Genomic DNA, 22654 nt, shown 5'->3' on the forward strand with positions numbered 1-22654 from the left:
AAGCTACAAGCTTCAAGCGGCAAGTAAGGATGCCCCTGCTCTTTCTTGCCGCTTGTAGCTTGCCACTTGCCGCTGCTTCACCCTATCCAGCCACTGGTCTTCATCGCCGAATACACCGCGACGATGGCCAGCACCACGAACGCGGTCGCCGCCAGGCGACGGATCAGCGTCAGCGGCAGTTTCTCCGCCGCGAAGTTGCCCGCCAGCACCACCGGCACGTTGGCGATCAGCATGCCCAGGGTGGTGCCGATGATCACCATGATCAGGTGCGGATACTGGGCGGCCAGCATCACCGTGGCCACCTGCGTCTTGTCGCCGATTTCGGCGAGGAAGAAGGCGATCAATGTGGTCACGAATGGCCCGAACCGTCGTGCGTTGCTGGTTTCGTCATCGTCCATCTTGTCCGGCACCAGCGTCCACAACGCGGTGGCGGTGAAGCTCGCGGCGAGGATCCAGTGCAGTACCGACTCGGTGAAGAAGCTGCTGACCCAGGCACCGACCGCGCCAGCGGCGGCATGGTTGGCCAGCGTCGCGGCGACGATCCCGGCAATGATCGGCCAGGGCTTGCGGAAACGGGCGGCGAGGATGAGCGCGAGTAATTGCGTCTTGTCGCCGATTTCGGCAAGCGCGACGATCGCGGTAGGGACGAGCAATGATTCCAGCATCAGGATTCCTACGGGGGCGGGTCGACACGGCTATGACACGTACGACCTCCCCGCCCCGGGTAAGGTGTGCGTGTCATAGGTCTTGTCAAACCCTGGACCTGTCTGCGCAGATCGTGGGTCGCACGCGCCATGGCCTGTGGGCCAAGTGTGTTGACGCGTACCGGGCGAGCAGGGTGCTCGCGGGAGACTACTCCCCTAGGACGGAGCGGATTCTGCCTAGGCGAATCGCTTTCGGCAAGCCCTGTTTTTATCCATGTGTTGCGCGGTAGATGCGAAAACCTTGTGCTTCGGCACGGATCTCACAGTTGCCCAGGGCGCCTTCGATCAGCGGCTGGTAACGCAGGAAGCTGTTGGCTACCAAACGGATTTCCCCACTTTTTCGCAGATGTTCCCTGCATTTTTTCAGAAGATTTTCCGAGGCGTGATAGTCGGTGTGTACACCGGTATGGAACGGCGGATTGCTCAGGATAACGTCCAGGCCGCGGGGAGCGGCATCGATCCCGTCACCGCTGATCACCTCGCCTTCCAGACCATTGGCGGCGAGGGTCAGGCGACTGGCCGCGACCGCGAAGGCATCGACATCGAGCAAGGTGACCTGGCTCTGCGGATAGCGACGCTTGATGGTGGCGCCGAGCACCCCGGCCCCACAGCCGAAGTCCAGGACATGGCCGATCGGCAGGCCGTCGAGGTGCTCCAGGAGCAGCGCGGTGCCCTTGTCCAGGCGCCCGTGGCTGAACACGCCGGGGAGGCTGATCACCTGCAGCGGGCCATCTTCGAGCGACAGGTCGAAGCGTTCGGCCAGGCTTTCCAGCGGCTTGGCCTCGGGCGCGTTGTCCACGGTCACCTGCCATAGCTGGCAGTGGCGGGCGCTGTCGAGCTTGCGCGGCCTGCCGAAGGCCTGCAATTGCTTGGCCGCGCCTTCGACGCCGCCGCGTTTCTCCCCCACCAGGTACAGCGTGCGACCGGCAAGGCGCGAGGCCAGGGCGTTGAGCAGGTAGGCCGCCAGCTCGCGAGACTTGGGCAGGAACAGCACGGCGGCGTCGAAGGCTACCTCGGGCACCTCGACACCGTAATGGCTGCGCCCGGCGAAGCGGCTCTCGAGCACGGCCTGGTCGCCGGCATGCCAGGTCCAGCCGTGGGCCCCGGGCAACTGGCCGAGCAGGCCATCGGCCTGGGCGCCAGCGACCAGCAGTGGGCCTTGGAACAGCTCTGCCTGGCGGAGCAACACTTCACTGCGCGGGTCCATGGACGACGCCTCCTGAAAAATTGGCGCAGTGTACCAGAGGCGGGTCAGCCGACCACGCGTCGCGGCTGACCGGCGAAGTAGGCCTGGGCGTTCTCGGCCAGCTGGCCGACGATGCGCTGGCGCGACTCTACCGCGCCCCAGGCGCTGTGCGGGGTGATGATCAGGCGGGGAATGTCCGCCGCCAGCAGTGGGTTGCCGTTGACCGGCGGTTCGACGCTCAGCACATCGGTAGCTGCGCCACCCAGGTGGCCGCCGCGCAGCGCGTCGGCCAGGGCCTGCTCGTCGATCAACCCGCCGCGGGCGGTGTTGACCACCAGTGCGCCGGGCTTGAGCAGCGCCAGCTCGCGGGCACCGATCATGTGCCGGGTCTGCTCGTTGAGCGGGCAGTGCAGGGTCAGGGCATCGACCTGCGGCAGCAGCTCATGCAGTGGCAGGCGGTCGGCCCGGGGCGGGCGGCCGGGGATCTGCCCGCTCAGCACGCGCATGCCGAAGGCCTCGGCCAGGCGCGCCACCGCGCCGCCCAGTTCGCCGTGGCCAAGCAGGCCAAGGGTCTTGCCCTCCAGCTCGACGATGGGGAAGTCCAGCAGGCAGAACTGGCTGGCCTTGGCCCATTGCCCGGCCTTCACCGCCTGGTCGTAGTCGCACAGGCGCGTGGCCAGGGCCAGCAGCAGGGCCAGGGTGTGCTGGGCCACCGACGGCGTGCCGTAGCCCTGGCAGTTGCTTACGGTGATGCCCTGGGCACGGGCGGCGGCCAGGTCGACATTGTTGGTGCCGGTGGCGGCCACCAGGATCAGCCTGAGTTGCGGGTTGGCGGCCAGCGTGGCGGCATCGAGCATCACTTTGTTGCTGATGACGGCCACGGCACCGTGCAGGCGTTCGGCGACCTGCTCCGGGCGGGTCGTGGCATGCAGTTGCAACGTGTCGAACTGGGCACGCAAGGGCGCAAGGTCGAGGTCACCCAGGTCCAGTGACTGGTGATCGAGAAACACGGCGCGACGTGGGCTGGACATCAGGGGCTCCGGTGGCAGGGCGGGATGGGGTTGGCGCAGTGTCCGGCCCGGCGCCGTCGCTCGTCAACGGTCGCGCCTGCGCTCATACCTGCAGGACATAAATCATTCCTTCGGCTGATTTGACCGATGCGTCACCGAACTACAGTTGTTGCCTGAACTGTCCTGCCCGCTTTGAAGAAAAAGGGATACCCATGTTGCAGACGCGCATCATCAAGCCCGCCGAGGGCGCCTACCAGTACCCACTGCTGATCAAGCGCCTGCTGATGTCCGGCAGCCGCTACGAAAAGACCCGCGAGATCGTCTACCGCGACCAGCTCCGTCTCACCTACCCGCAACTGAACGAGCGCATCGCCCGCCTCGCCAACGTGCTGACCGAGGCTGGGGTGAAGGCCGGCGACACCGTGGCGGTGATGGACTGGGACAGCCACCGCTATCTGGAATGCATGTTCGCCATCCCGATGATCGGCGCCGTGGTGCACACCATCAACGTGCGCCTGTCGCCGGAGCAGATCCTCTACACCATGAACCACGCCGAAGACCGGTTCGTGCTGGTCAACAGTGATTTCATCGGCCTCTACCAGGCCATCGCCGGGCAACTGACCACGGTGCAAGGTACCGTGTTGCTGACCGATGGGCCGGACAAGTCTGCCGACCTGCCGGGCCTGCAAGGCGAGTACGAGCAGTTGCTGGCCGCGGCCAGCCCGCACTATGACTTCCCCGATTTCGATGAAAACTCGGTGGCCACCACCTTCTATACCACCGGCACCACGGGTAACCCCAAAGGAGTGTATTTCACCCATCGGCAGCTGGTGCTGCACACGCTGGCCGAAACCGCGGTACTCGGCAGCCTGGACAGCGTGAGGCTGCTGAGCAGCAACGATGTCTACATGCCGATCACGCCGATGTTCCATGTGCACGCCTGGGGCATCCCCTACGCGGCGACCATGATGGGCATCAAGCAGGTCTACCCGGGGCGCTATGAGCCGGACATGCTGATCAGGCTGTGGCGTGAGGAGAAGGTGACCTTCTCCCACTGCGTGCCGACCATCCTGCAGATGCTGCTCAACTGCCCGTCGGCAGCCGGCCAGGATTTCGGTGGCTGGAAGATCATCATCGGCGGCAGCGCGCTCAACCGCGCGCTGTATCAGGCTGCACTGGCCCGGGGTATCCAGCTCACCGCCGCCTACGGCATGTCCGAAACCTGCCCGCTGATCAGTGCCGCGCACCTGAACGACGAGCTGCAGGCCGGAAGCGAGGATGAGCGTACCAGCTACCGGATCAAGGCCGGGGTGCCGGTGCCATTGGTCGAGGCCGCCATCGTCGATGGCAATGGCAATTTCCTGCCTGCCGATGGCGAAACCCAGGGCGAACTGGTGCTGCGCGCGCCCTGGTTGACCATGGGTTATTTCCGCGAGCCGGAGAAGGGCGAGGAACTCTGGCAGGGTGGCTGGCTGCACACCGGCGATGTCGCCACGCTCGATGGCATGGGTTTCATCGATATTCGCGACCGCATCAAGGACGTGATCAAGACCGGTGGCGAGTGGATTTCTTCGCTCGACCTGGAAGACCTGATCAGTCGCCACCCTGCAGTACGAGAAGTGGCTGTTGTGGGCGTGCCTGACCCGCAGTGGGGGGAGCGCCCGTTTGCGCTGCTGGTGGTGCGCGAGGGGCAGAGCATCGAGGCGCGTGCGCTCAAGGAACATCTGAAGCCTTTCGTGGAGCAGGGACACATCAACAAGTGGGCGATTCCCAGCCAGATCGCCCTTGTTACTGAAATTCCCAAGACCAGCGTCGGCAAGCTCGACAAGAAGCGCATCCGCGTCGACATCAGCCAGTGGCAGGCCAGTAACAGCGCTTTCCTTTCTACCCTGTAACGCGGGCGCGGGTCGCGCTTTCTCAAGCGCGACCCCGCAAGCTAGACAGGATGACGCCTTGTCAAACGACAGAATTGAGCCATGCTTGAGCACTGCCAGCGCGCAGGCCGGCCGATCGGGGTGGGCCGCAAGCAGGACGCGCAAATCACACTTTAGAGGGATCAAGCACCTGTGACCGCTGGCTATAGTCGGGTCAGGGGATTTTCAGGAATGGGGGAGGGCGCCGCACGGCAACGCGCGGCGTCACGGGCAGGAGCCTGCTTCACCAGGCGCTCGAGCCGTTTCTGAAAGGACTCACTGCCATAACAAAAAAGTACATGGAGTAGCGTCGATGACATCTGCAAACCCGTTCTGGCGCCGGGCGAAACTGCCTCTGGCCGTCAGCCTCGCTTCCACGCTCGCAAGTCCTGCTTTCGCGGTCAGCTTCAACATCGGTGAAATCGAAGGCCAGTTCGACTCGTCGCTCTCCGTTGGCGCCAGCTGGTCGACGGCCAACCCCAACAAGAACCTCATCGGGGCCAACAACGGCGGCAGGGGGCTGTCGCAGACCTCCGACGATGGCCACCTGAACTTCAAGAAAGGCGAGACGTTCTCGAAGATCTTCAAGGGTATCCACGACCTGGAGCTCAAGTACGGCGATACGGGCGTGTTCGTCCGTGGCAAGTACTGGTACGACTTCGAGCTCAAGGATGAAAACCGCCAGTTCAAGGACATCAGCGATTCGAACCGCAAGGAGGGCGCCAAGTCTTCGGGCGCGGAACTGCTCGACGCTTTCGTCTACCACAACTACAGCATCGGCGACCTGCCCGGCAACGTACGCTTGGGCAAGCAGGTGGTGAGCTGGGGTGAGAGTACCTTCATCGGCGGCGGTATCAACGCCATCAACCCCATCGACGTGTCGGCGTTCCGCCGTCCTGGCGCGGAGATCAAGGAAGGCCTGATCCCCGTCAACATGTTCTACGTGTCGCAGAGCGTGACCGACAACCTCACCGCCGAAGGCTTCTACCAGATCGAGTGGGACCAGACCGTCGTCGACAACTGCGGGACCTTCTTCTCCCAGCCTGACGTGATCGCCGACGGCTGCAACAACAACCTGGCGGTGTTGGCCAAGCAGGCCAACGTGTCAAGGAGCCTGGCCGCGCAGATCGGCCCGTTTGCCGGGCCTGCCATGAACGCATTGACCGGGCAGGGCGTGTCCTGGGGCTCGCCGGACGAAGGCGTGATCGTGCGCCGCGGCCCCGACCGTGATGCCCGTGACAGCGGCCAGTTCGGTGTGGCCCTGCGCTACATGTACGAGCCGCTGAACACCGAGTTCGGTGGCTACTTCATGAACTACCACAGCCGGGCGCCAATCTTCAGCGGCCGCGGCGCCGCCGCCGGCTTCTACAACCCGGCCAACCTGGCTGGGGCACTGGTCAGGGCAGGTGTTCCGGGGGCCGCCGCCACCAACCCGGCCCTGCTCCAGGCCCTGATGCCGTTGTACGTGGCGGGTAACTCCAGCTACTACGTCGAGTACCCGGAAGACATCCGCCTCTACGGCCTGAGCTTCTCCACCACCTTGCCCACCGGCACGGCCTGGAGCGGTGAGATCAGCTACCGGCCGAATGCGCCGGTGCAGTTGAACACCACCGACATCCTCTATTCAGGGCTGACGCCGCTGGACCCCAATGCATCCGTCCTCAAGGGCACGCCTAACACTGACCAGCCAGGCTATCGCCGCAAGGAAATCACCCAGCTGCAAACCACGTTCACCCACTTCTTCGACCAAGTCATGGGCGCCGAGCGTCTGACCATGGTCGGCGAGGTAGGCTGGACTCACGTCGGCGGTCTGGAAAGCACCTCCAAGGCCCGCTATGGCCGCGACCCAGTCTATGGTCCAGGCCCGCTGCCCAACGGTCGCTGCCAGAGCCTCAACGCCACCACGCTGGCGGGTGTCGAGCAGAACAACCTGTCGCGCTACTGCGAGAACGACGGCTTCACCACCTCCGACTCCTGGGGTTATCGCGTTCGTGCCATCTGGGACTACAACAACGTCTTCGCTGGCGTGAACCTGCGCCCGAGCGTGGCCTGGTCCCACGACGTCGACGGCTACTCCCCGGGCCCTGGCGGCAACTTCGAGGAAGGGCGCAAGGCCGTCAGCCTGGGCCTGGACGCCGAGTACCAGAACACCTACACGGCGAGCCTGTCGTACACCAACTTCTTCGATGGCAAGTACACCACCGTGGATGACCGCGACTTCGTCGCCCTCAGCTTCGGCGTGAACTTCTAAGAACATTGATCCAGGACGACAAAGAATGAAAATGACCACACGTCTGCTGCAAGCCGGTGTACTGGGCATGTCCCTGCTGGCAACCAGCGTCATGGCTGCGGTTTCCGCTGACGAGGCCGCCAAGCTGGGCGCGTCGCTCACCCCGATGGGGGCCGAGAAGTCCGGTAACGCCGATGGTTCCATCGGCCCGTGGGAGCCGCTGTCCAAGAGTGCCGGCAGTGCCGACGCCAAGGGCTTCCTCTCCGACCCTTACGCCAGCGAAAAACCGCTGTTCACCATCACCGCGCAGAACGTCGACCAGTACAAGGCCAAGCTTTCGCCTGGCCAGGTGGCGATGTTCAAACGCTACCCGGATAGCTACAAGATTCCGGTGTACAAGACCCACCGCAGTTCCACGGTGCCGGACGATGTCTTCGCCGCGATCAAGGAAAACGCCACCAAGACCACCCTGGTCGCCGGTGGCAACGGCCTGGAGAACTTCAAGACAGCCGTGCCGTTCCCGATTCCCAAGGATGGCCTGGAGGTGATCTGGAACCACATCACCCGCTACCGTGGCGGCAGCGTGACTCGCCTGGTCACCCAGGCCACCCCGCAGCAGAACGGCTCTTACAGCCTGGTGTACTTCCAGGACCAGTTCGTCTTCCGCGACAAGATGAAGGACTACGATCCTGCCAACCCCGGCAACATCCTGTTCTACTTCAAGCAGGAAGTGACCGCTCCGGCACGTCTGGCCGGGACCGTGCTGCTGGTCCACGAAACCCTCGACCAGGTCAAGGAGCCGCGCAAGGCGTGGATCTACAACGCCGGCCAGCGCCGCGTGCGCCAGGCGCCGCAAGTGTCGTACGACGGCCCGGGTACCGCTGCCGATGGCCTGCGCACCTCCGACAACCTGGACATGTACAACGGCGCGCCAGACCGTTACGACTGGAAGCTCGAAGGCAAGAAGGAGATGTACATCGCCTCCAACGCCTACAAGCTGGACGATCCGAAGCTCAAGTACAGCGACATCATCAAGGCCGGGCATATCAACCAGGACCTGTCGCGCTATGAGCTGCGTCGCGTCTGGCACGTGGTTGCCACGCTCAAGCCAGGTCAGCGCCATATCTATGCCAAGCGTGACTTCTATATCGACGAGGACACCTGGCAGGCTGCGGTGATCGACCAGTATGACGGCCGCAACCAGTTGTGGCGTGTTTCCGAGGCCCACGCCCAGCCGTACTACAACGTGCAGGTGCCGTGGTACACCCTGGAAGCCATCTACGACCTGCAATCGGGTCGCTACCTGGCGCTGGGCATGAAGAACGAAGAGAAAAGTGCCTACAACTTCGGCTTCAGCGCCAGCAAGGCCGAGTTCCAGCCGGCTGCCCTGCGTCAGTCAGGTGTCCGTTGAGCCATTAAGTGCAACCTCCGTTTGATCTCCCAGAACGCCCCGGCTTGCCGGGGCGTTTCTCTTTCCGCGAGGGAGATTTACTGCTGTCTATCAGTGTTGTTTCTTTTTGTCGTAGTCTTTATCGCGCAAAGCGCGCGCATCATCTTCAAATAAGCAACGTTTGCCGCTAGTCTCGCAACAAACCGTACTGCCGCCATATTCCAATCAGAACGAGCCGGCCATGACAGACTTGTCCCGTACGCATGGAGTCGCCAGCCAGGCCCTGGGCCTGTTGGACGGGCGTTTCTTCCGGCCACCGCTGCCGGAGGCGCACGTGCCTCGGGCACGCCTGTGCCAGCGCCTGCAAACGGGCCTGTCGGGGCGCCTGCTGTTGGTGAACGCGCCTGCGGGGTTCGGCAAGAGTTCCCTCGCCATCGAGTTCTGTCAGGAACTGCACAGCCATTGGCGCAGCCTCTGGCTAGGGTTGAGCCAGCGCGATGCCGACCCGGGCCGCTTTCTCGAGCGCCTGCTCGAAGGGCTGCAGCAGTTCTGCCCGGCGCTCGGCGGGCAGGCCATGGGTCTGTTGAAGATGCGCCAGCGTCACCAGCCGTTCGCCTTCGAGGAGTGGCTCGATGGGCTGCTCGATGAGCTCGCGCTCTACCTGCAGCCGGACACCCCCCTGTTGCTGGTGCTGGATGACTACCATCTGGCTCAGGGTCCGGTGCTCGATCGATGCCTGCAGTTCTTCCTCAATCACCTGCCTGCCGGGCTGGTCCTGCTGGTCACCAGCCGTCAGCGGCCCGACTGGCACCTGGCCCGCCTGCGCCTGTCGCGCCAGCTGGTCGAGCTCAATGAGCAGGACTTGCGCCTGACTGCCGATGAAGCGCTGGCGGTCATTGGCCGCCAGCCCACCGGTCTGCGCGGCCAGGCCCTGGACAACTTGATCCAGCGCAGCGACGGCTGGGTGGCCGGGCTGCGCTTCTGGCAGCTGGCGGCCAGCGAATCCGGCGATGACAACGCCTTGCCCCAGGCACTGCATGGCGGCGAGGGTTTGATTCGCGATTACCTGCTCGAGGAAGTGATTGAAATCCTGCCGGCGCCCGTGCAGGCGTTTCTCTACGACACCGCCTGCCAGGAGCGTTTCTGTGCTGAGCTGTGCGATGCCCTGCGCGAGCGGCACGACAGTGCCGAGATCCTGCGCTACCTGCAGGCCCACCAGGTGTTCCTGGTACCGCTGGATGAGCATGGGCTGTGGTTCCGCTATCACCATCTGTTTTCCGACCTGTTGCGCAGCCGGCAGGCCAGTGGCCCCCAGGCGGGGTTGCACTTGCGCGCCTGCCGCTGGTTCGAAGGACAGGGCCTGCTGGACGAGGCGGTGGAGCAGGCCCTGCGGGCCGGTCACCTGGATGTGGCGGCGGACCTGGTACAAAGCCTGTCTGAGGAGCAACTGCTCGCCGAACAGAATGTCGGCATGCTGCTGCGCTGGAAAATGGATTTGCCCGACAGCCTGCTGATCAGCACGCCCAGGCTGATAGTCCTGTACAGCTGGGCCCTGGGGCTTGCCTGCCAGTTGGACGCCGCCGAGGAACTGGCGGCCTACCTGAGCCGTTTCCTGCCCGCGCCTTCGGCCACGGCGCAGAAGTCGATGCTGGCCCAGTGGCTGGCCTTGAGCGGGGTCATCGCTCGCGGCCGTGGTGATCGCGAGCGAACCCTCGCCTATTGTGGCGAGGCGCTGCAGAGCCTGCCGAGCAAACGTTATGGGCAGCGGCTGGTCTGCCTGTCGACCTTGTCGAACCTGGCCATTGCCGATGGCGATTTCTGGCGGGCGCGCGGCTGGAACCGAGAGGCGCTCGAGCTGGCGCAACGGGTCGGCAATCCGCTGTTCGAGGCTTTGGCCCATTACGACCGGGCGCGGGTGCTGCACGCTAGAGGCGAAGTACTGCGGGCACTGGATGAAGTGCGCGAGGGGTTGCAACGGTTGCAGGGCCTGTCGGGCCAGCGCCTGTACGCAGTGCGCGCCCGCCTCACCTTGTACGAGGGGTACCTGTTGGCTGCCCGCCTGCACTGCGCGCCAGGCCGTGCGCGTTTGCGCGCCGGGCTCAGCGAGGCACGGAGTTGTCGCGACATCAGTGTCCTGATCGGACATTGCGTGATTGCTTCGCTCGATGGGCGCGAAGGGCGGTTCGCCGAGGCATTTTCCGAGCTGGCCGAGGCCGAGCGGTTGATGCATATCTGGGATGTGCCTCCGATCTTCTACCTGGCCATGATTACACTGGTGAAGTGCGAGCTCTGGCTTGCCCAGGGCCGTACGGACTTGGCCGAGTCCTGGCTGTTGCGCCTGGGGCAGACCTACGGAGGCGAGCAGCCTGCCGCGGCGCCGGAGTTCCACCCCTTGTTGCCGCTGCACATCGAGTTGCAGCAAGCGTTGCTGGAGCGGGTGCTGGCCCGTGTCGACGAGGCTGAAGCGAGGCTGCGCAGGCTGATAGAGCGCGGGCAGGCCAGCGCAGGCATGACGCTGGTGGTCAGCGCGCAATGCCAGTTGATCGCGCTGCTGTTCGCCCAGGGGCGCGAGCCCGAGGCGGCCAAGCTGCTTGCACAGGCACTGGAGGCTGCGCAAGGAGGTGCCTTGCAGGCATTCCAGCGCTTGATCGAGGAGCAGCCGCAATGGCTGCGTGAGCAGTTGGCCGGCCGTGCCGCCTGCCCCGTGCAGCGTGATCTGCTGACGCACCTGCCGGAAACCCTCGTCGCCGGGACCTGTGCCACCGAGGCCCTGAGCGGCCGCGAGTTCGCCGTCCTGGAGCTTATCGCCCAGGGCTGCTCGAACCAGCAGATCAGCGAGCGGCTGTTCATTTCCCTGCATACGGTCAAGACCCACGCCAGTCATATCAACAGCAAGCTGGGCGTGGAGCGGCGTACCCAGGCGGTGGCCAGGGCCAAGTCCCTCGGGTTGCTCGTCTAGTGGTCTACAGCAGGGGCGGCCGTTAACATAGCGGCACAAGGCTATCGCCGTTCCGGGCTCATCTTTCTCGATCCGCTGCCGATACACTTTTCGGCGATACGCATCGCCGCGCCACTTCCCACTTCTTCCAATACAGGTCGTGTTGATGCTGCAGTACGGGCAAAAAAGCTTTCTGATCGTCGACGACTTTACCGACTTCCGTACCTCGACCCGCTCGATGCTTCGCGAGCTGGGCGTACGCGACGTGGACACCGCCGACAGTGGCGAACAGGCGCTGCGCATGTGCGGGCAGAAACGCTACGACTTCATCCTTCAGGATTTCCACCTGGGTGATGGCAAGAAGAATGGCCAGCAGGTGCTCGAGGACCTGATTCTCGACAAGCTCATCAGCCATGAATGCGTGTTCATCATGGTCACCGCTGAAAGTAGCCAGTCCATCGTGCTCAGCGCCATCGAGCACGAGCCCGACGCCTACCTGACCAAGCCCTTCAATCGCGTGGGCCTGGCCCAGCGTCTGGAGAAGCTGACCCAGCGCAAGACCTTGCTCAAGCCTATTCTCCAGGCCCTGGATCGCAGCCGCCCGGCCGAGGTGCTCGCCGCCTGCGCCGAGCTGTGCAAGAAAGACCCGCGGTTCGCCCCGTTGTGCCTGCGCTATCGCGCCGATGCCCTGCGCGACCTCAATCGTTTCGACGAACTGGAGAAATTCCTCAAGAACATCCTGGCCAGCCGCCCACAGCCCTGGGCCTACGCGGCGCTCGGCAGCCTGTTGCACAAGCGTGGCCAGAACGCCCAGGCCCAGGGCGTCTACGAGCAGGCCCTCAAGGCCTTCCCGATCATGCCCAACCTGTACGATGGCATGGCCGATGTGCTGGTGGCCCAGGGCGAAACCAAGCGCGCCCAGCACATGCTCGAAGAGGCTGTGCGCCTGTCGCCGCTCGCCGTGCGCCGCCAGGCTGCGCTGGGCAAGCTGGCGCTGGACAACGCCGACTTCGAAAGCGCGTCCAAGGCCTATCGGCATGCGGTCAACCAGGGGCAGAGCTCGCGCTACAAGGACGCCGAAAGCAATCTCGGCCTAGTCCAGGCGCTGATGAGCAAGAACACCGGCAACGGTCTCGATGCGCGTACCCGGGTGGAAATCAACACCGTGCTCAGCGAGGTGGCCAAGGAGAACGTCGAGGACCAGGGTCTGCAGGTGCGCGCCCGCTTGATGAAGGCCGCCAGCCTGCAGCAGGCCGGTGACCCGGATACCGCCGCCAAGCTCACCGAGCAGGCGATGCTGCGCCTGGAAAAAATGGATCAGTTCTTCTCCGTCGAGGCGGCGCTGACAGTGGCCAAGCAGTTGCAGCAACTCGGTCAGGACGCGGCGGGCACCTCTATCCTCAAGGGCTGCGTGGAAACCTACGGGGACGATCCCAAGGTCATGCAGAGCGTCGCCAAACTCACCGACGACCCGCTGGTGCTGGGGGCGGTGACCGAAGCCGTGGACCTCAACCGCCAGGGCGTGCGCAGCTACCAGGGTGGCCAGCTCAACGAGGCGCTGGGCATGTTCCGCAAGGCGCTGTCGCTGCAGCCGAAGAACATCAGTATCGCCCTGAACACCGCCCAGGCGCTGCTGCGCATCGGCGGCGAGACGCCACCGCCGGGGTTGATGCAGGAGTGCCGCGACTGCCTCACCAGCGTGGCCGGGATTCCCGCCAGCGACAGCCGCTATGACCGTTACCGCAAACTGCACATCCGGGTCTTTGGCGCATGAACCAGGACAACCAGGGGCTGGATTTTTCCACGGTGATCGCCTCCACCGTGCACGACCTGAAGAACTCCCTCTCGGCGCTGACCCACGCCCACAGCCAATGGCTGGCGCGCCTGCCCGAAGAGCTGCGCGGGGGTACCGAGCAGGGCGTGGTGGAGCACGAACTCAGCCACCTGAACGGCATGCTGGTGCAGTTGCTGGGGCTGTACAAGCTGGGCGTCAACCAGTTGCCCATCTGCCCGGACTACCACGAGCTGGACGACTTCATCGAGGCCCAGCTGGCGGCGCAGGAGGACGTGATCAAGCACCGCGACATCCTCGCCACCTGGCGCATCGAGACCGAAAGCCCATTGGGCTTCTTCGACCGTGAACTGGTCGCCTCGGTGGTGGCCAACGTCCTTACCAACGCTATCCGCTATGCCGGCCACGCCTTGTTGATCAGCATCGAGGAAGAGGGCGAGCAGCTGGTGATCAGCGTCAACGACGACGGCGCCGGTTATCCACAGCGCATGCTCGAACGCCAGCATGACTACGTGCAGGGCATCGATTCGCAGAGTGGCAGTACTGGATTGGGGCTGTATTTCGCGGCGCGGATTGCCGCGTTGCACGAGCGCAATGGCGTGCGCGGGCGGATCGAGATCGCCAATGGCGGGACGCTGGGGGGCGGGTTGTTCCGGTTGTATCTGCCCTGAAGACGGTAGAAATTGTTGCCTGCATGGGCTCGTTTCCCAAGATAAAGTGAGGCATTTCCTTCTCGCTGCAGGTGGTCTTTTTTCTGCGCTGGACGAGTGGCAATGTAGATACTTGGTTTCTACATTTCACTTGCTATCGCCGGGAGGGTTTCTACTATGTATCTACCGTGGGAGATACTTATGCAGATCAAGATTCAGCAGTGGGGAAACAGCGCCGCTATTCGAATTCCCTCCACCGTCCTCAAGCAGATGCGTCTTGAAGTGGGGTCAACCCTGAGTCTGGATACGGCTGGCGAGAGCATGGTGCTCAAGCCTGTCAGATCGAAGCCCAAGTACACGCTTGAAGAGTTGATGGCGCAGTGCGATCTGAATGCTCCGGAGCCGGAGGACATGGCTGCCTGGAACATGATACGTCCGACCGGGCGTGAAGTGTGAGGCGCGCCAAGTTCGCGAGGGGAGACATCGTCAGGGTCAACCTGGACCCTACCGTTGGTCGAGAGCAGCAGGGTGCGGCACGACCAGCACTGGTCCTTACCCCGAGCACGTTCAACATTTCCGGGCTTGCAGTGATCGCGCCGATATCGCAGGGCGGGGATTTTGCCCGACATGCGGGATTCGCGGTTACGCTTAGCGGCGCCGGTACCCAGACGCAAGGCGTATTGCTCTGCAATCAGATCCGGGTCGTTGATCTGGAGGCAAGGCAAGCCAAGCGCATCGAGTCTGTGCCTGAGGCGGTAATCCTGGATGCGTTGGCGCGCGTTCAAACACTATTCGAGTAATAGATCGTTTTCATGGCAAATCCTGTGGTAACCCTCATCCGCGAAACCTTCCCCGTTGGCCCCTTGCAGTGCAACTGCACCTTGATCGGTGACCCGGTCAGCAAGCACGCCATCGTCGTCGACCCGGGCGGGGACGAGCAGAAGATCCTCGCCCGCCTGCAGCATCATGGCCTGACCCTGGTGAGCATCATCCACACTCACGCGCACTTCGACCATTTCCTCGCCTCGGGCAGGCTCAAGGAGTTGACCGGCGCCACGCTGCACCTGCACAAGGCCGACCAGCCGCTGTGGGAAAACCTGGAAATGCAGTGCCAGATGTTCGGCGTGCCCTATACGCCGGTACCGTCGCCGGACCGCTGGCTGAGCGACGACGAGGCGCTGGCCTGCGGCTGCGGCGTGGCGTTGCACACCCCCGGGCACACGCCGGGTTCGATGAGTTTCTGGTTCGCCGAGCACAAGTTGCTGATCGCCGGCGATACCTTGTTCCGCCGTGGTGTCGGGCGCACCGATTTGTGGGGAGGCGATCAGCGGGCTATCGTTCGTTCCATCAAGGAACGGCTGTACCGCCTGGATGAGGACGCCATCGTGGTGACCGGCCATGGCCCGGACACCCGCCTCGGCGACGAGATGCGCGAGAACCCCTTCGTGCGCGCCTGAGGTTTCATGGAATTTTTCCGCTGCGCTGCAATCCAAGGCTGGCATAGATCCGTAGTCGATCCGCTGCACTTTTGAATTTCAGTAGGAGCTTGTCCATGTTCACCATGCGTCGTCTGATTATCGTCGCTACCGCCGCCGCACTGATGTCTGGTTGTGCCAGCCCCAACCCGTATGACAGCCAGGGCCAGGCGCAGGGCTCCACAGGGATGAGCAAGACCGCCAAGTATGGTGGCCTGGGCGCGCTGGCCGGCGCCATCGCCGGTGCCGCCATCGACCACAACAACCGTGGCAAGGGCGCATTGATCGGCGCCGCCGCGGTCGGTGCCGCCGCTGCCGGTTACGGCTACTACGCCGACAAGCAGGAAGCCGAGCTGCGGGCACAGATGGCCAATACCGGCGTCGAGGTACAGCGCCAGGGTGATCAGATCAAACTGATCATGCCGGGCAACATTACCTTCGCCACCGATTCGGCGAACATTGCCCCAAGCTTCTACTCGCCGCTGAACAACCTGGCCAACTCGTTCAAGCAGTTCAACCAGAACACCATTGAAGTGGTCGGTTTCACCGACAGCACCGGCAGCCGCCAGCACAACATGGATCTGTCGCAGCGCCGCGCCCAGTCGGTCAGCACCTACCTGACCTCGCAGGGGGTGGACCCGTCGCGGGTCAGCGTGCGTGGCATGGGCCCGGACCAGCCGATCGCCAGCAACGCCGACGCCAATGGCCGTGCGCAGAACCGTCGGGTCGAGGTCAACCTGAAGCCGATCCCGGGCCAGCAGTATGACCAGCAAGGTACCGTGCAGCAGTATCCATAAGCGCCAGCTTGACGATGCCGGGGCGGCGCGCCAGCCCCGGCAATTGCGCTAAAGCGCCGGGCACTGGTTGGTCACGCAGTGAATCCCGCCCCCTCCCGCCGCAATGGCGTCGATGTCCAATTGCACCACCTTGCGCCCTGGGTACAGCTTCACCAGCAACGCCCGCGCCTGCTCATCGGCACTGCGGTCCCCGAACTGCGGGGCGATCACCGCACCGTTGATCACGAAGTAATTGATATACCCCGCCGCGAAATCAGGATTGTCCTCGTTGAACTTGCTGCGCCTTGGTTTCAAGGGCGGCGACAGCGTATGCACCTTTAGCTTGCGCCCGTCGGCATCGGTGGCGTTGCGCAGGATCTCGAGGTGCTTGAGTGTCACCTCGTGGTCGTAGGAGTCCGGATCGTTGTCCAGGTTTGCCACCACCACGCCGGGCGCGGCAAAGCGGGCATAGAAGTCCACGTGGGCATCAGTGATGTCCTTGCCCTTGATGCCCGGCAGCCAGATGATCTTGCGCAGCCCCAACCGCTCCTTCAGCTCCGCCTCGACCTGAGCTTTGCTCCAGCCGGGGTTGCGATTACCGTTGATCCAGCTGCTCTCGGTCATGATCCCGGTGCCATGGCCGTCCACTTCGATACCGCCGCCTTCGCCCACCAACTCGCTCTGCTGGTATCGGGCGCCAGTCAGCTTGGCGACGCGGGCTGCGAGCTTGGCGTCATGGCGGTGTTGCTGCTTGCCGCCCCAGCCATTGAAATTGAAGTCCACGGCGCCCAGGGCGCCATCGTCATCAACCACGAAGTTGGCGCCGATATCGCGCATCCAGATGTCGTCCAGCTCGGTCTCGACATAGGTAATGTTGTGGCTGCCGCATTCCTCCTCGGCAATGTCGCGTTCACTGGCGCGGCAGAACACTGTCACCGGCTGGTAGGCAGCGATGGCGCGGGCGATGCGCCCGAGGGCGGCCTGGACGTCTTCGGTGAAGTCTTCCCAGATGGCGTCCTGGGCGCCGAAGGCGATGTAGCCGCGCTGATGCGGCTCACCCTCGTCGGGCATGAACCAGCGGCCTGCTTCGCTGGCGCGGGCGCTGCCGCTGCCGAAGGGCAGGCCGAAGCTGGCGGCGGCACCGAGGCCGGCGACGACGCTCATGTGTTGGAGGAAAGTGCGGCGGGTGGGCATGGGGTCAGTCCTGTGCGGTCTTGAAACGGGTCCAGACACGCATGCGCGCACGCATGTCGGCCTGGGGGATGTCCTTGCCCGGGATCAAGCGGGTGAAGGTGGCATCGCTGAGGTAGATGTCCGGGTTGTCACGCAGGCGCGCGTCCACCAGCGACCGGGCTTTGGCACTGGCGGTGGGGTAGCCGGTGAAGTTGCTGATCGCGGCCATATTCTCCGGGCGCATGACGAAGTTGATGAAACGATAGGCGTACTCCGGGTGCTTGGCATCGGCGGGGATGGCCATGGTGTCCATCCACACCGTGGTGCCTTCGCGAGGCACGCGGTACTGGAAGTCGATGGCCTTGCCCGCGGCTTCGGCGGTGCGCTGGGCCTGGATCACGTCGCCGCTGTAGCCCAGCGACAGGCAGGTGTTGCCATTGACCAGTTCGGTCACCGGTTGCGACTGCAGCTTGCGCACGTACGGGCGGATGCCCTTGAGCAGCTCGCTGGCGGCGGCCAGGTCTTCACGTTTGGCGCTGCGCGGCTCGCGGCCCAGGTAGTGAAGCACCACGGCCAGCACTTCGTCGGGCGAGTCGATCATCGAGATGCCGCAGTCGGCGAACTTGGCCGCCAGCTCCGGCTTGAACAGCAGGTCGAGGCTGTCGAGCGGGGCGTCGGGCAGGCGCTCGCGGATCTTCTTCGCGTCCATGGTCAGGCCGATGGTGCCCCAGGTGTAGGGCACGGTGGCCTGGCTGGCCTTGGGGTAGCGGTCGTGCAACTGGCGCAGGCCGGGTTCGATATCGTCGAGCGCGGTCAGCTGCTTGCGATCCAGTGTCCGCAGGCTGCCGGCGCGCATCAGCCGTTCGGCCACGGTGTCGCCGGGAAATACCAGGTCGTAGCCGCTGCGCCCGGACATCAGCTTGGCCTCGAGCACCTCGCTGCCGTCCATGACGTCGTAGATCACCGGGATGCCGGTTTCGGCGGTAAAACGCTTGAGGGTGTCCTCGGCAAAGTAGTCGGCCCAGTTGTACAGGCGCAGGGCGTCCTGCTCGGCCTGGGCAATACCGGCGCAGGCCACCAGCGCGGCGATGGCGAGCAGTTTCGATGGACGGCTTGGCATGGTTCAGGCCCTCGCAGTCTGTGGGGTTCGGCCGTCAAGGGTCAGCAGCGGCGCATACATGGCGGGGCGGCGGTCGCGGTAGATGCCCCAGCTCAGGCGGTCTTCGCGCATGCGCGCCAGGTCCAGGTCGTGCAGCCAGACGCCGCTGCTGTCGCGATCGGCTTCGGCGAGCAGGGCGCCTTTGTGGTCGCAGATGAACGACGAGCCGTAGAAGCGCATGCGCAGGCTGTCGTCGCTGCGCGCCACTTCATGACCGACGCGGTTGGCGGCCACCACTGGCAGCAGGTTGGCGGCGGCATGGCCACGCATGGCCATCTGCCAATGGTCGCGTGAATCCAGTTCGGCGGCGCCAGGCTCCGAGCCGATGGCGGTGGGGAACAGCAGCACTTCGGCGCCCATCAGCGCCAGGCAACGGGCGGTCTCGGGGAACCACTGGTCCCAGCAGATGCCGATGCCCAGGCGACCGAAGGCGGTGTCCCAGACCTTGAAACCGGTGTCGCCGGGGCTGAAGTATTCCTTTTCCTGGTAGCCGATGGCGTTGGGGATGTGGGTCTTGCGATACACGCCCAGCAGGCGGCCGTCGGCATCGGCCACGGTCAGCGAGTTGAAGAAGGCGTTGCCGGCCCGTTCGTACCAGCTAAGTGGCAGGACCACGCCCAGTTCCTTGGCCAGCGCGGCGAAGCGCTTGAGCAGCGGGCTGTCGTGGTAGTCCTGGGCCAGGGCCTGGTGGCTGTGGCACTGCTCGATGCAGAAGTACGGGGTGGCGAACAGCTCCTGCAACAGGATCACCTGGGCACCCTGGGCAGCGGCCTGGCGCACCAGTTGCTCGGCGCGCTCGAGGTTGGCCGGCAGGTCCCAGCTGCAGGCCATTTGCGTGGTGGCGATGCGCAGCGTGCTCATGAGCGCGCTCCCTGCCAGGCCGGCTGCTGCTGGGTGATGCAATGGATGCCGCCACCGCCGTGGGCGAGATGGTCGATGCGCACCGGTACCACTTCGCGACCGGGGAAGGCCTGGGCCAGTTGCTGCGCGGCCGCCTGGTCGGCGTCGATGCCATAGGCTGGCATGATCACCGCGCCGTTGACCAGGTAGAAGTTGGTGTACGAGGCGCAGAACACTTCGGCTTCGCTGTCCACGGCCGCCGTGGCCTCGAACAGGTCGAGCAGTTCAAACGAACGGCCCTGGGCGTCCGTGGCCAGTTCCAGCGCACGGCGGTTCTCGCGGGCCACTTCGGCATACACCGAGCCCTGGTCGTGGGTGGCGTCGACCAGCAGCACGCCGGGGCGGGCGAAGGCGCACACGCCATCGACATGGCCGTCAGTCATGTCGCCGGTCACATACTGTGGGTCGCCCGGCAGCCAGATGGTCTTGCGGATGCCCAACAGGCGGGCGAAGCAATCCTCGAAATCCGTCTTGCTCAGGCCCGGGTTGCGATTGGGGTTGAGCAGCACCGATTCGGTGGTGATCAGGGTGCCTTCGCCGTCAACATGAATGGCGCCGCCTTCGTTGCACAGCGGGGTGCTCAGGCCTTCCAGGCCGAGGTGGTCGAGGATGCGCCGGGCCAGGCTGCGGTCCTTGCCGTGCTCGGATTTGCCGCCCCAGGCGTTGAAGCGCCAGCTCAAGCCCGCCACGCCCTGTTGCGGGTGGATCAGGAAGGTCGGGCCGCTGTCGCGGCACCAGCTGTCGTCCATGGCCAGCTCGATCAGTTCGATACCGGCGCCGCACAGTTCGCGGGCGATGCTCATGGCCGACGGATCGACCACCATTTTCACCGGCTCGAAGCGGGCGATGGCGGCGGCCACCCGGGCGTAGTCGCGCTGCACGTCGGCCAGGGTCACGCCCCAGCCCGACTCCCACAGCGGTTGATTGTGCGGCCAGATCATCCAGGTGGCGGCGTGGCGGGCCCATTCGGCGGGCATGCGCCAGCCGCTGTCGAGGGACAGGTTCATAGTGAACTCCGATCTATTAGGGATTTTTATCAACGAAGCCCGCCGTCGCGGGTGTTGTCGTCCATGTTATGGCTGGGAATCCGGGGCGACAAACGATAGATTTAGCGTATTTTTGATTAGTCAGGCTTATCAGCATGCTCAAGCATTGGCCCCCGTTAAACACCCTGCGCGGCTTCGAAGCCGCCGCCCGCCTAGGCAGCTTCCACAAGGCCGCCGAGGCCCTGAACCTCACCCAGTCGGCAATCAGCCAGCAGATCCGCAGCTTGGAAGGCTACCTGGAACAGCCGTTGTTCCACCGCAGTGGCCGTAGCGTCAGCCTGACCGACGCCGGGCACGATCTGCTCAGCACCACTCAGGCCTTGTTGCAGCAACTGGCGGTGGGCATTCGCCGCCTGGAGCAGTACCGCAAGCCCAACCAACTGGTGGTCAACACCACCCCGGCGTTCGCCCGCCACTGGCTGTTGCCGCGCCTTGCGGACTTCCACCAGCGCTGCCCGGAAGTGGACCTGTGGCTGTTCACCAGCTTCGAGGTGCCGGACATGGCCAGTGAGACCATCGACCTGGCGATCCGCGACGATATCGGCGCTCAGGCCGAATGCAGCTTCACCGTGCTGCACCCGGATCAACTGTACCCGGCATGCCACCCGGACCTGCCCGAGCAGGGGCGGACCACCCTGCATGGCGAGCGGGAGATGGACTGGAGCCATTGGCAATTGGAGGGCGGTGAGGACGTGGGGCAGCAAGGCAAGGGGCTGAACTTCTCCGACCCTGGCTTGTTGCTGGATGCGGCGGGTGAGGGGCTGGGGATTGCCCTGGTCAGCCAGTTGCTGGCGCGGCGGCTGGTGGACGAGGGGCGTCTGCGGCCCTTGTCGGTACAGCGCGTGCGCGGGCCGGTGTGGAGCTGCCTGGTGCATTGGGAAAGCCAGGAGGATCCGTTGGCGAGGCAGTTCCTGGGGTGGTTGAAGGCGGCGCTGGTGCAGGCTTAGCGTTTGTCAGAGCCGCTGCGATTTTTCATTGCTCCGATCACCCCGTAATATGTGTCGGATGACTTGCGAGGGTAGTCTCACCCTCTAGATCAAACGGCAGCACCCCGAATCCGGGCGCTGCCCCAGCCTAAACCTGACGAGGTACAGACATTGGCCATCATTCATCCCAAGGTTCGCGGTTTCATCTGCACCACGACTCACCCCAAGGGCTGCGAGCTCAACGTCCGTGACCAGATCGAAGCCACCCGCAAGCTGGGCGTGCGCGAGGATGGTCCGAAGAAAGTCCTGGTGATCGGTGCCTCCAGCGGCTACGGCCTGGCCGCGCGCATCACTGCGGCGTTCGGCTTCAAGGCCGACACCCTCGGCGTGTTCTTCGAAAAGCCGGGCACCGAGACCAAGGCCGGCACCGCTGGTTGGTACAACGCCGCCGCCTTCGACAAGTTCGCCAAGGCCGAAGGCCTGTACAGCAAGTCGATCAACGGTGATGCCTTCTCCGACGAAGCCCGTGCCAAGGTCATCGAGCTGATCAAGAACGAAATGGGCGGCCAGGTCGATCTGGTCATCTACTCCCTGGCCTCGCCGGTGCGCAAGCTGCCGCAGACCGGTGAAGTGATCCGCTCGGCCCTGAAGCCGATCGGCCAGCCGTACAAGTCGACCGCCATCGACACCAACAAGGACACCATCATCGAGGCCAGCATCGAGCCGGCTACCGAGCAGGAAATCGCCGATACCGTCACCGTGATGGGCGGCCAGGACTGGGAGCTGTGGATTGACGCCCTGAACGCCGCTGGCGTGCTGGCACCGCAGGCCCGCACCGTGGCCTTCAGCTACATCGGCTCCGACATCACCTGGCCGATCTACTGGGACGGCGCGCTGGGCAAGGCCAAGCAGGACCTGGACGAAACCGCCCAGCGCCTGGGCAAAAAAGTCGGTGGCAGTGCCAACGTTGCGGTGCTGAAGTCGGTGGTTACCCAGGCCAGCTCGGCGATCCCGGTGATGCCGCTGTACCTGTCGATGGTCTTCAAGATCATGCAGGAGAAGGGTATCCACGAAGGTACCCAGCACCAGCTGGACCGCATGTTCCGTGACCGCATGTACCGTGCGGACGGTGCGCCGGCTGCACTGGACGACGAAGGCCGTCTGCGTCTGGACGACTGGGAGCTGCGTGATGATGTGCAGGACGCCTGCCGTGCCATGTGGCCGAAGGTGACCACCGAGAACCTGTTCGAGCTGACCGACTACGCCGGTTACAAGAAACAGTTCCTCAACCTGTTCGGTTTCGAGCGCGCTGACATCAACTACGACGAAGACGTAGCCACCGACGTACGGTTCGACTGCATCGAGCTGTAAGCAAGTCCTTGACCG

The 22654-nt window shown here is 64.2% G+C and carries 19 protein-coding genes and 1 riboswitch; of the genes, 12 read left to right on the top strand and 7 right to left on the bottom strand.

Annotated features, from left to right (window positions below):
• Positions 1-77 precede the first annotated feature (77 nt).
• The 3 genes from ACZ9C1_RS22640 to ACZ9C1_RS22650 all read right to left on the bottom strand — a co-directional run bounded on the left by ACZ9C1_RS22640 (position 78) and on the right by ACZ9C1_RS22650 (position 2921).
• The gene (locus ACZ9C1_RS22640) at positions 78-662 is read right to left on the bottom strand and encodes a TMEM165/GDT1 family protein (RefSeq protein ID WP_277505548.1); all 585 of its coding nucleotides are present in this window, start codon (positions 660-662) and stop codon (positions 78-80) included.
• Between the two features lie 90 nt (positions 663-752).
• A riboswitch (yybP-ykoY riboswitch) is annotated at positions 753-874 on the bottom strand.
• 38 nt (positions 875-912) lie between these two features.
• Positions 913-1911, bottom strand: a complete 999-nt coding sequence (locus tag ACZ9C1_RS22645) for a methyltransferase (RefSeq protein ID WP_476254404.1) — start codon at positions 1909-1911, stop codon at positions 913-915.
• Between the two features lie 44 nt (positions 1912-1955).
• Positions 1956-2921 carry a 2-hydroxyacid dehydrogenase gene (locus ACZ9C1_RS22650; protein WP_277502917.1) on the bottom strand — a complete coding sequence of 322 codons (966 nt, stop codon included), beginning with the start codon at positions 2919-2921 and terminating at the stop codon, positions 1956-1958.
• Between the two features lie 191 nt (positions 2922-3112).
• On the opposite strand from ACZ9C1_RS22650, the gene ACZ9C1_RS22655 reads away from it, so the two are divergent.
• From ACZ9C1_RS22655 to ACZ9C1_RS22700, 10 genes are all read left to right on the top strand, one after another.
• Positions 3113-4795, top strand: coding sequence for a fatty acid--CoA ligase (locus ACZ9C1_RS22655; RefSeq protein ID WP_110700664.1), 1683 nt, complete (start codon positions 3113-3115; stop codon positions 4793-4795).
• Positions 4796-5126: 331 nt separating this feature from the next.
• Complete coding sequence (locus ACZ9C1_RS22660; RefSeq protein ID WP_277502919.1) at positions 5127-7064, top strand: DUF1302 domain-containing protein; 1938 nt, start codon at positions 5127-5129, stop codon at positions 7062-7064.
• Between the two features lie 25 nt (positions 7065-7089).
• Positions 7090-8454, top strand: coding sequence for a DUF1329 domain-containing protein (locus tag ACZ9C1_RS22665; protein ID WP_277502920.1), 1365 nt, complete (start codon positions 7090-7092; stop codon positions 8452-8454).
• A gap of 220 nt (positions 8455-8674) precedes the next feature.
• Positions 8675-11392, top strand: a complete 2718-nt coding sequence (locus ACZ9C1_RS22670) for a winged helix-turn-helix domain-containing protein (protein ID WP_277502921.1) — start codon at positions 8675-8677, stop codon at positions 11390-11392.
• Positions 11393-11537: 145 nt separating this feature from the next.
• Positions 11538-13145, top strand: a complete 1608-nt coding sequence (locus ACZ9C1_RS22675; protein WP_139668632.1) for a tetratricopeptide repeat-containing response regulator — start codon at positions 11538-11540, stop codon at positions 13143-13145.
• Entirely contained in the window at positions 13142-13834 is a 693-nt protein-coding gene (locus tag ACZ9C1_RS22680) for a sensor histidine kinase (protein ID WP_023631285.1), read from the top strand. Before ACZ9C1_RS22675 ends, ACZ9C1_RS22680 begins: the two co-directional genes overlap by 4 nt.
• A gap of 156 nt (positions 13835-13990) precedes the next feature.
• Entirely contained in the window at positions 13991-14269 is a 279-nt protein-coding gene (locus ACZ9C1_RS22685; RefSeq protein ID WP_457378444.1) for an AbrB/MazE/SpoVT family DNA-binding domain-containing protein, read from the top strand.
• The gene (locus tag ACZ9C1_RS22690) at positions 14266-14613 is read left to right on the top strand and encodes a type II toxin-antitoxin system ChpB family toxin (protein WP_023631283.1); all 348 of its coding nucleotides are present in this window, start codon (positions 14266-14268) and stop codon (positions 14611-14613) included. Before ACZ9C1_RS22685 ends, ACZ9C1_RS22690 begins: the two co-directional genes overlap by 4 nt.
• Before the next feature lie 12 nt (positions 14614-14625).
• Positions 14626-15270: an MBL fold metallo-hydrolase gene (locus ACZ9C1_RS22695; RefSeq protein WP_457378443.1), complete on the top strand. Its 645-nt coding sequence runs from the start codon at positions 14626-14628 to the stop codon at positions 15268-15270.
• Between the two features lie 95 nt (positions 15271-15365).
• Positions 15366-16085, top strand: a complete 720-nt coding sequence (locus ACZ9C1_RS22700; protein WP_102682547.1) for a YiaD family glycine zipper/OmpA-like lipoprotein — start codon at positions 15366-15368, stop codon at positions 16083-16085.
• A gap of 48 nt (positions 16086-16133) precedes the next feature.
• On the opposite strand, the gene ACZ9C1_RS22705 is transcribed toward ACZ9C1_RS22700, so the two are convergent.
• The 4 genes from ACZ9C1_RS22705 to ACZ9C1_RS22720 are packed head-to-tail and all read right to left on the bottom strand — an operon-like array spanning position 16134 to position 20303.
• Complete coding sequence (locus tag ACZ9C1_RS22705) at positions 16134-17258, bottom strand: agmatine deiminase family protein (protein ID WP_457378442.1); 1125 nt, start codon at positions 17256-17258, stop codon at positions 16134-16136.
• 4 nt (positions 17259-17262) lie between these two features.
• Positions 17263-18357, bottom strand: a complete 1095-nt coding sequence (locus ACZ9C1_RS22710; RefSeq protein ID WP_457378441.1) for an extracellular solute-binding protein — start codon at positions 18355-18357, stop codon at positions 17263-17265.
• A 3-nt stretch (positions 18358-18360) separates the two neighbouring features.
• Positions 18361-19257, bottom strand: a complete 897-nt coding sequence (gene aguB / locus ACZ9C1_RS22715) for an N-carbamoylputrescine amidase (protein WP_457378440.1) — start codon at positions 19255-19257, stop codon at positions 18361-18363.
• The gene (locus ACZ9C1_RS22720; RefSeq protein ID WP_457378439.1) at positions 19254-20303 is read right to left on the bottom strand and encodes an agmatine deiminase family protein; all 1050 of its coding nucleotides are present in this window, start codon (positions 20301-20303) and stop codon (positions 19254-19256) included. Before ACZ9C1_RS22720 ends, aguB begins: the two co-directional genes overlap by 4 nt.
• 134 nt (positions 20304-20437) lie before the next feature.
• Here ACZ9C1_RS22720 and ACZ9C1_RS22725 point away from each other — a divergent pair, with 134 nt between their 5' ends.
• Both ACZ9C1_RS22725 and fabV read left to right on the top strand, forming a co-directional pair.
• Positions 20438-21289 (top strand): LysR substrate-binding domain-containing protein, encoded by an 852-nt coding sequence (locus ACZ9C1_RS22725; protein WP_258599336.1) that lies wholly within the window; start codon positions 20438-20440, stop codon positions 21287-21289.
• A gap of 150 nt (positions 21290-21439) precedes the next feature.
• Entirely contained in the window at positions 21440-22639 is a 1200-nt protein-coding gene (gene fabV, locus ACZ9C1_RS22730) for an enoyl-ACP reductase FabV (protein ID WP_139668642.1), read from the top strand.
• Positions 22640-22654: the final 15 nt, after the last annotated feature.

It is taken from the genome of Pseudomonas sp. TE21435 (assembly GCF_056279265.1).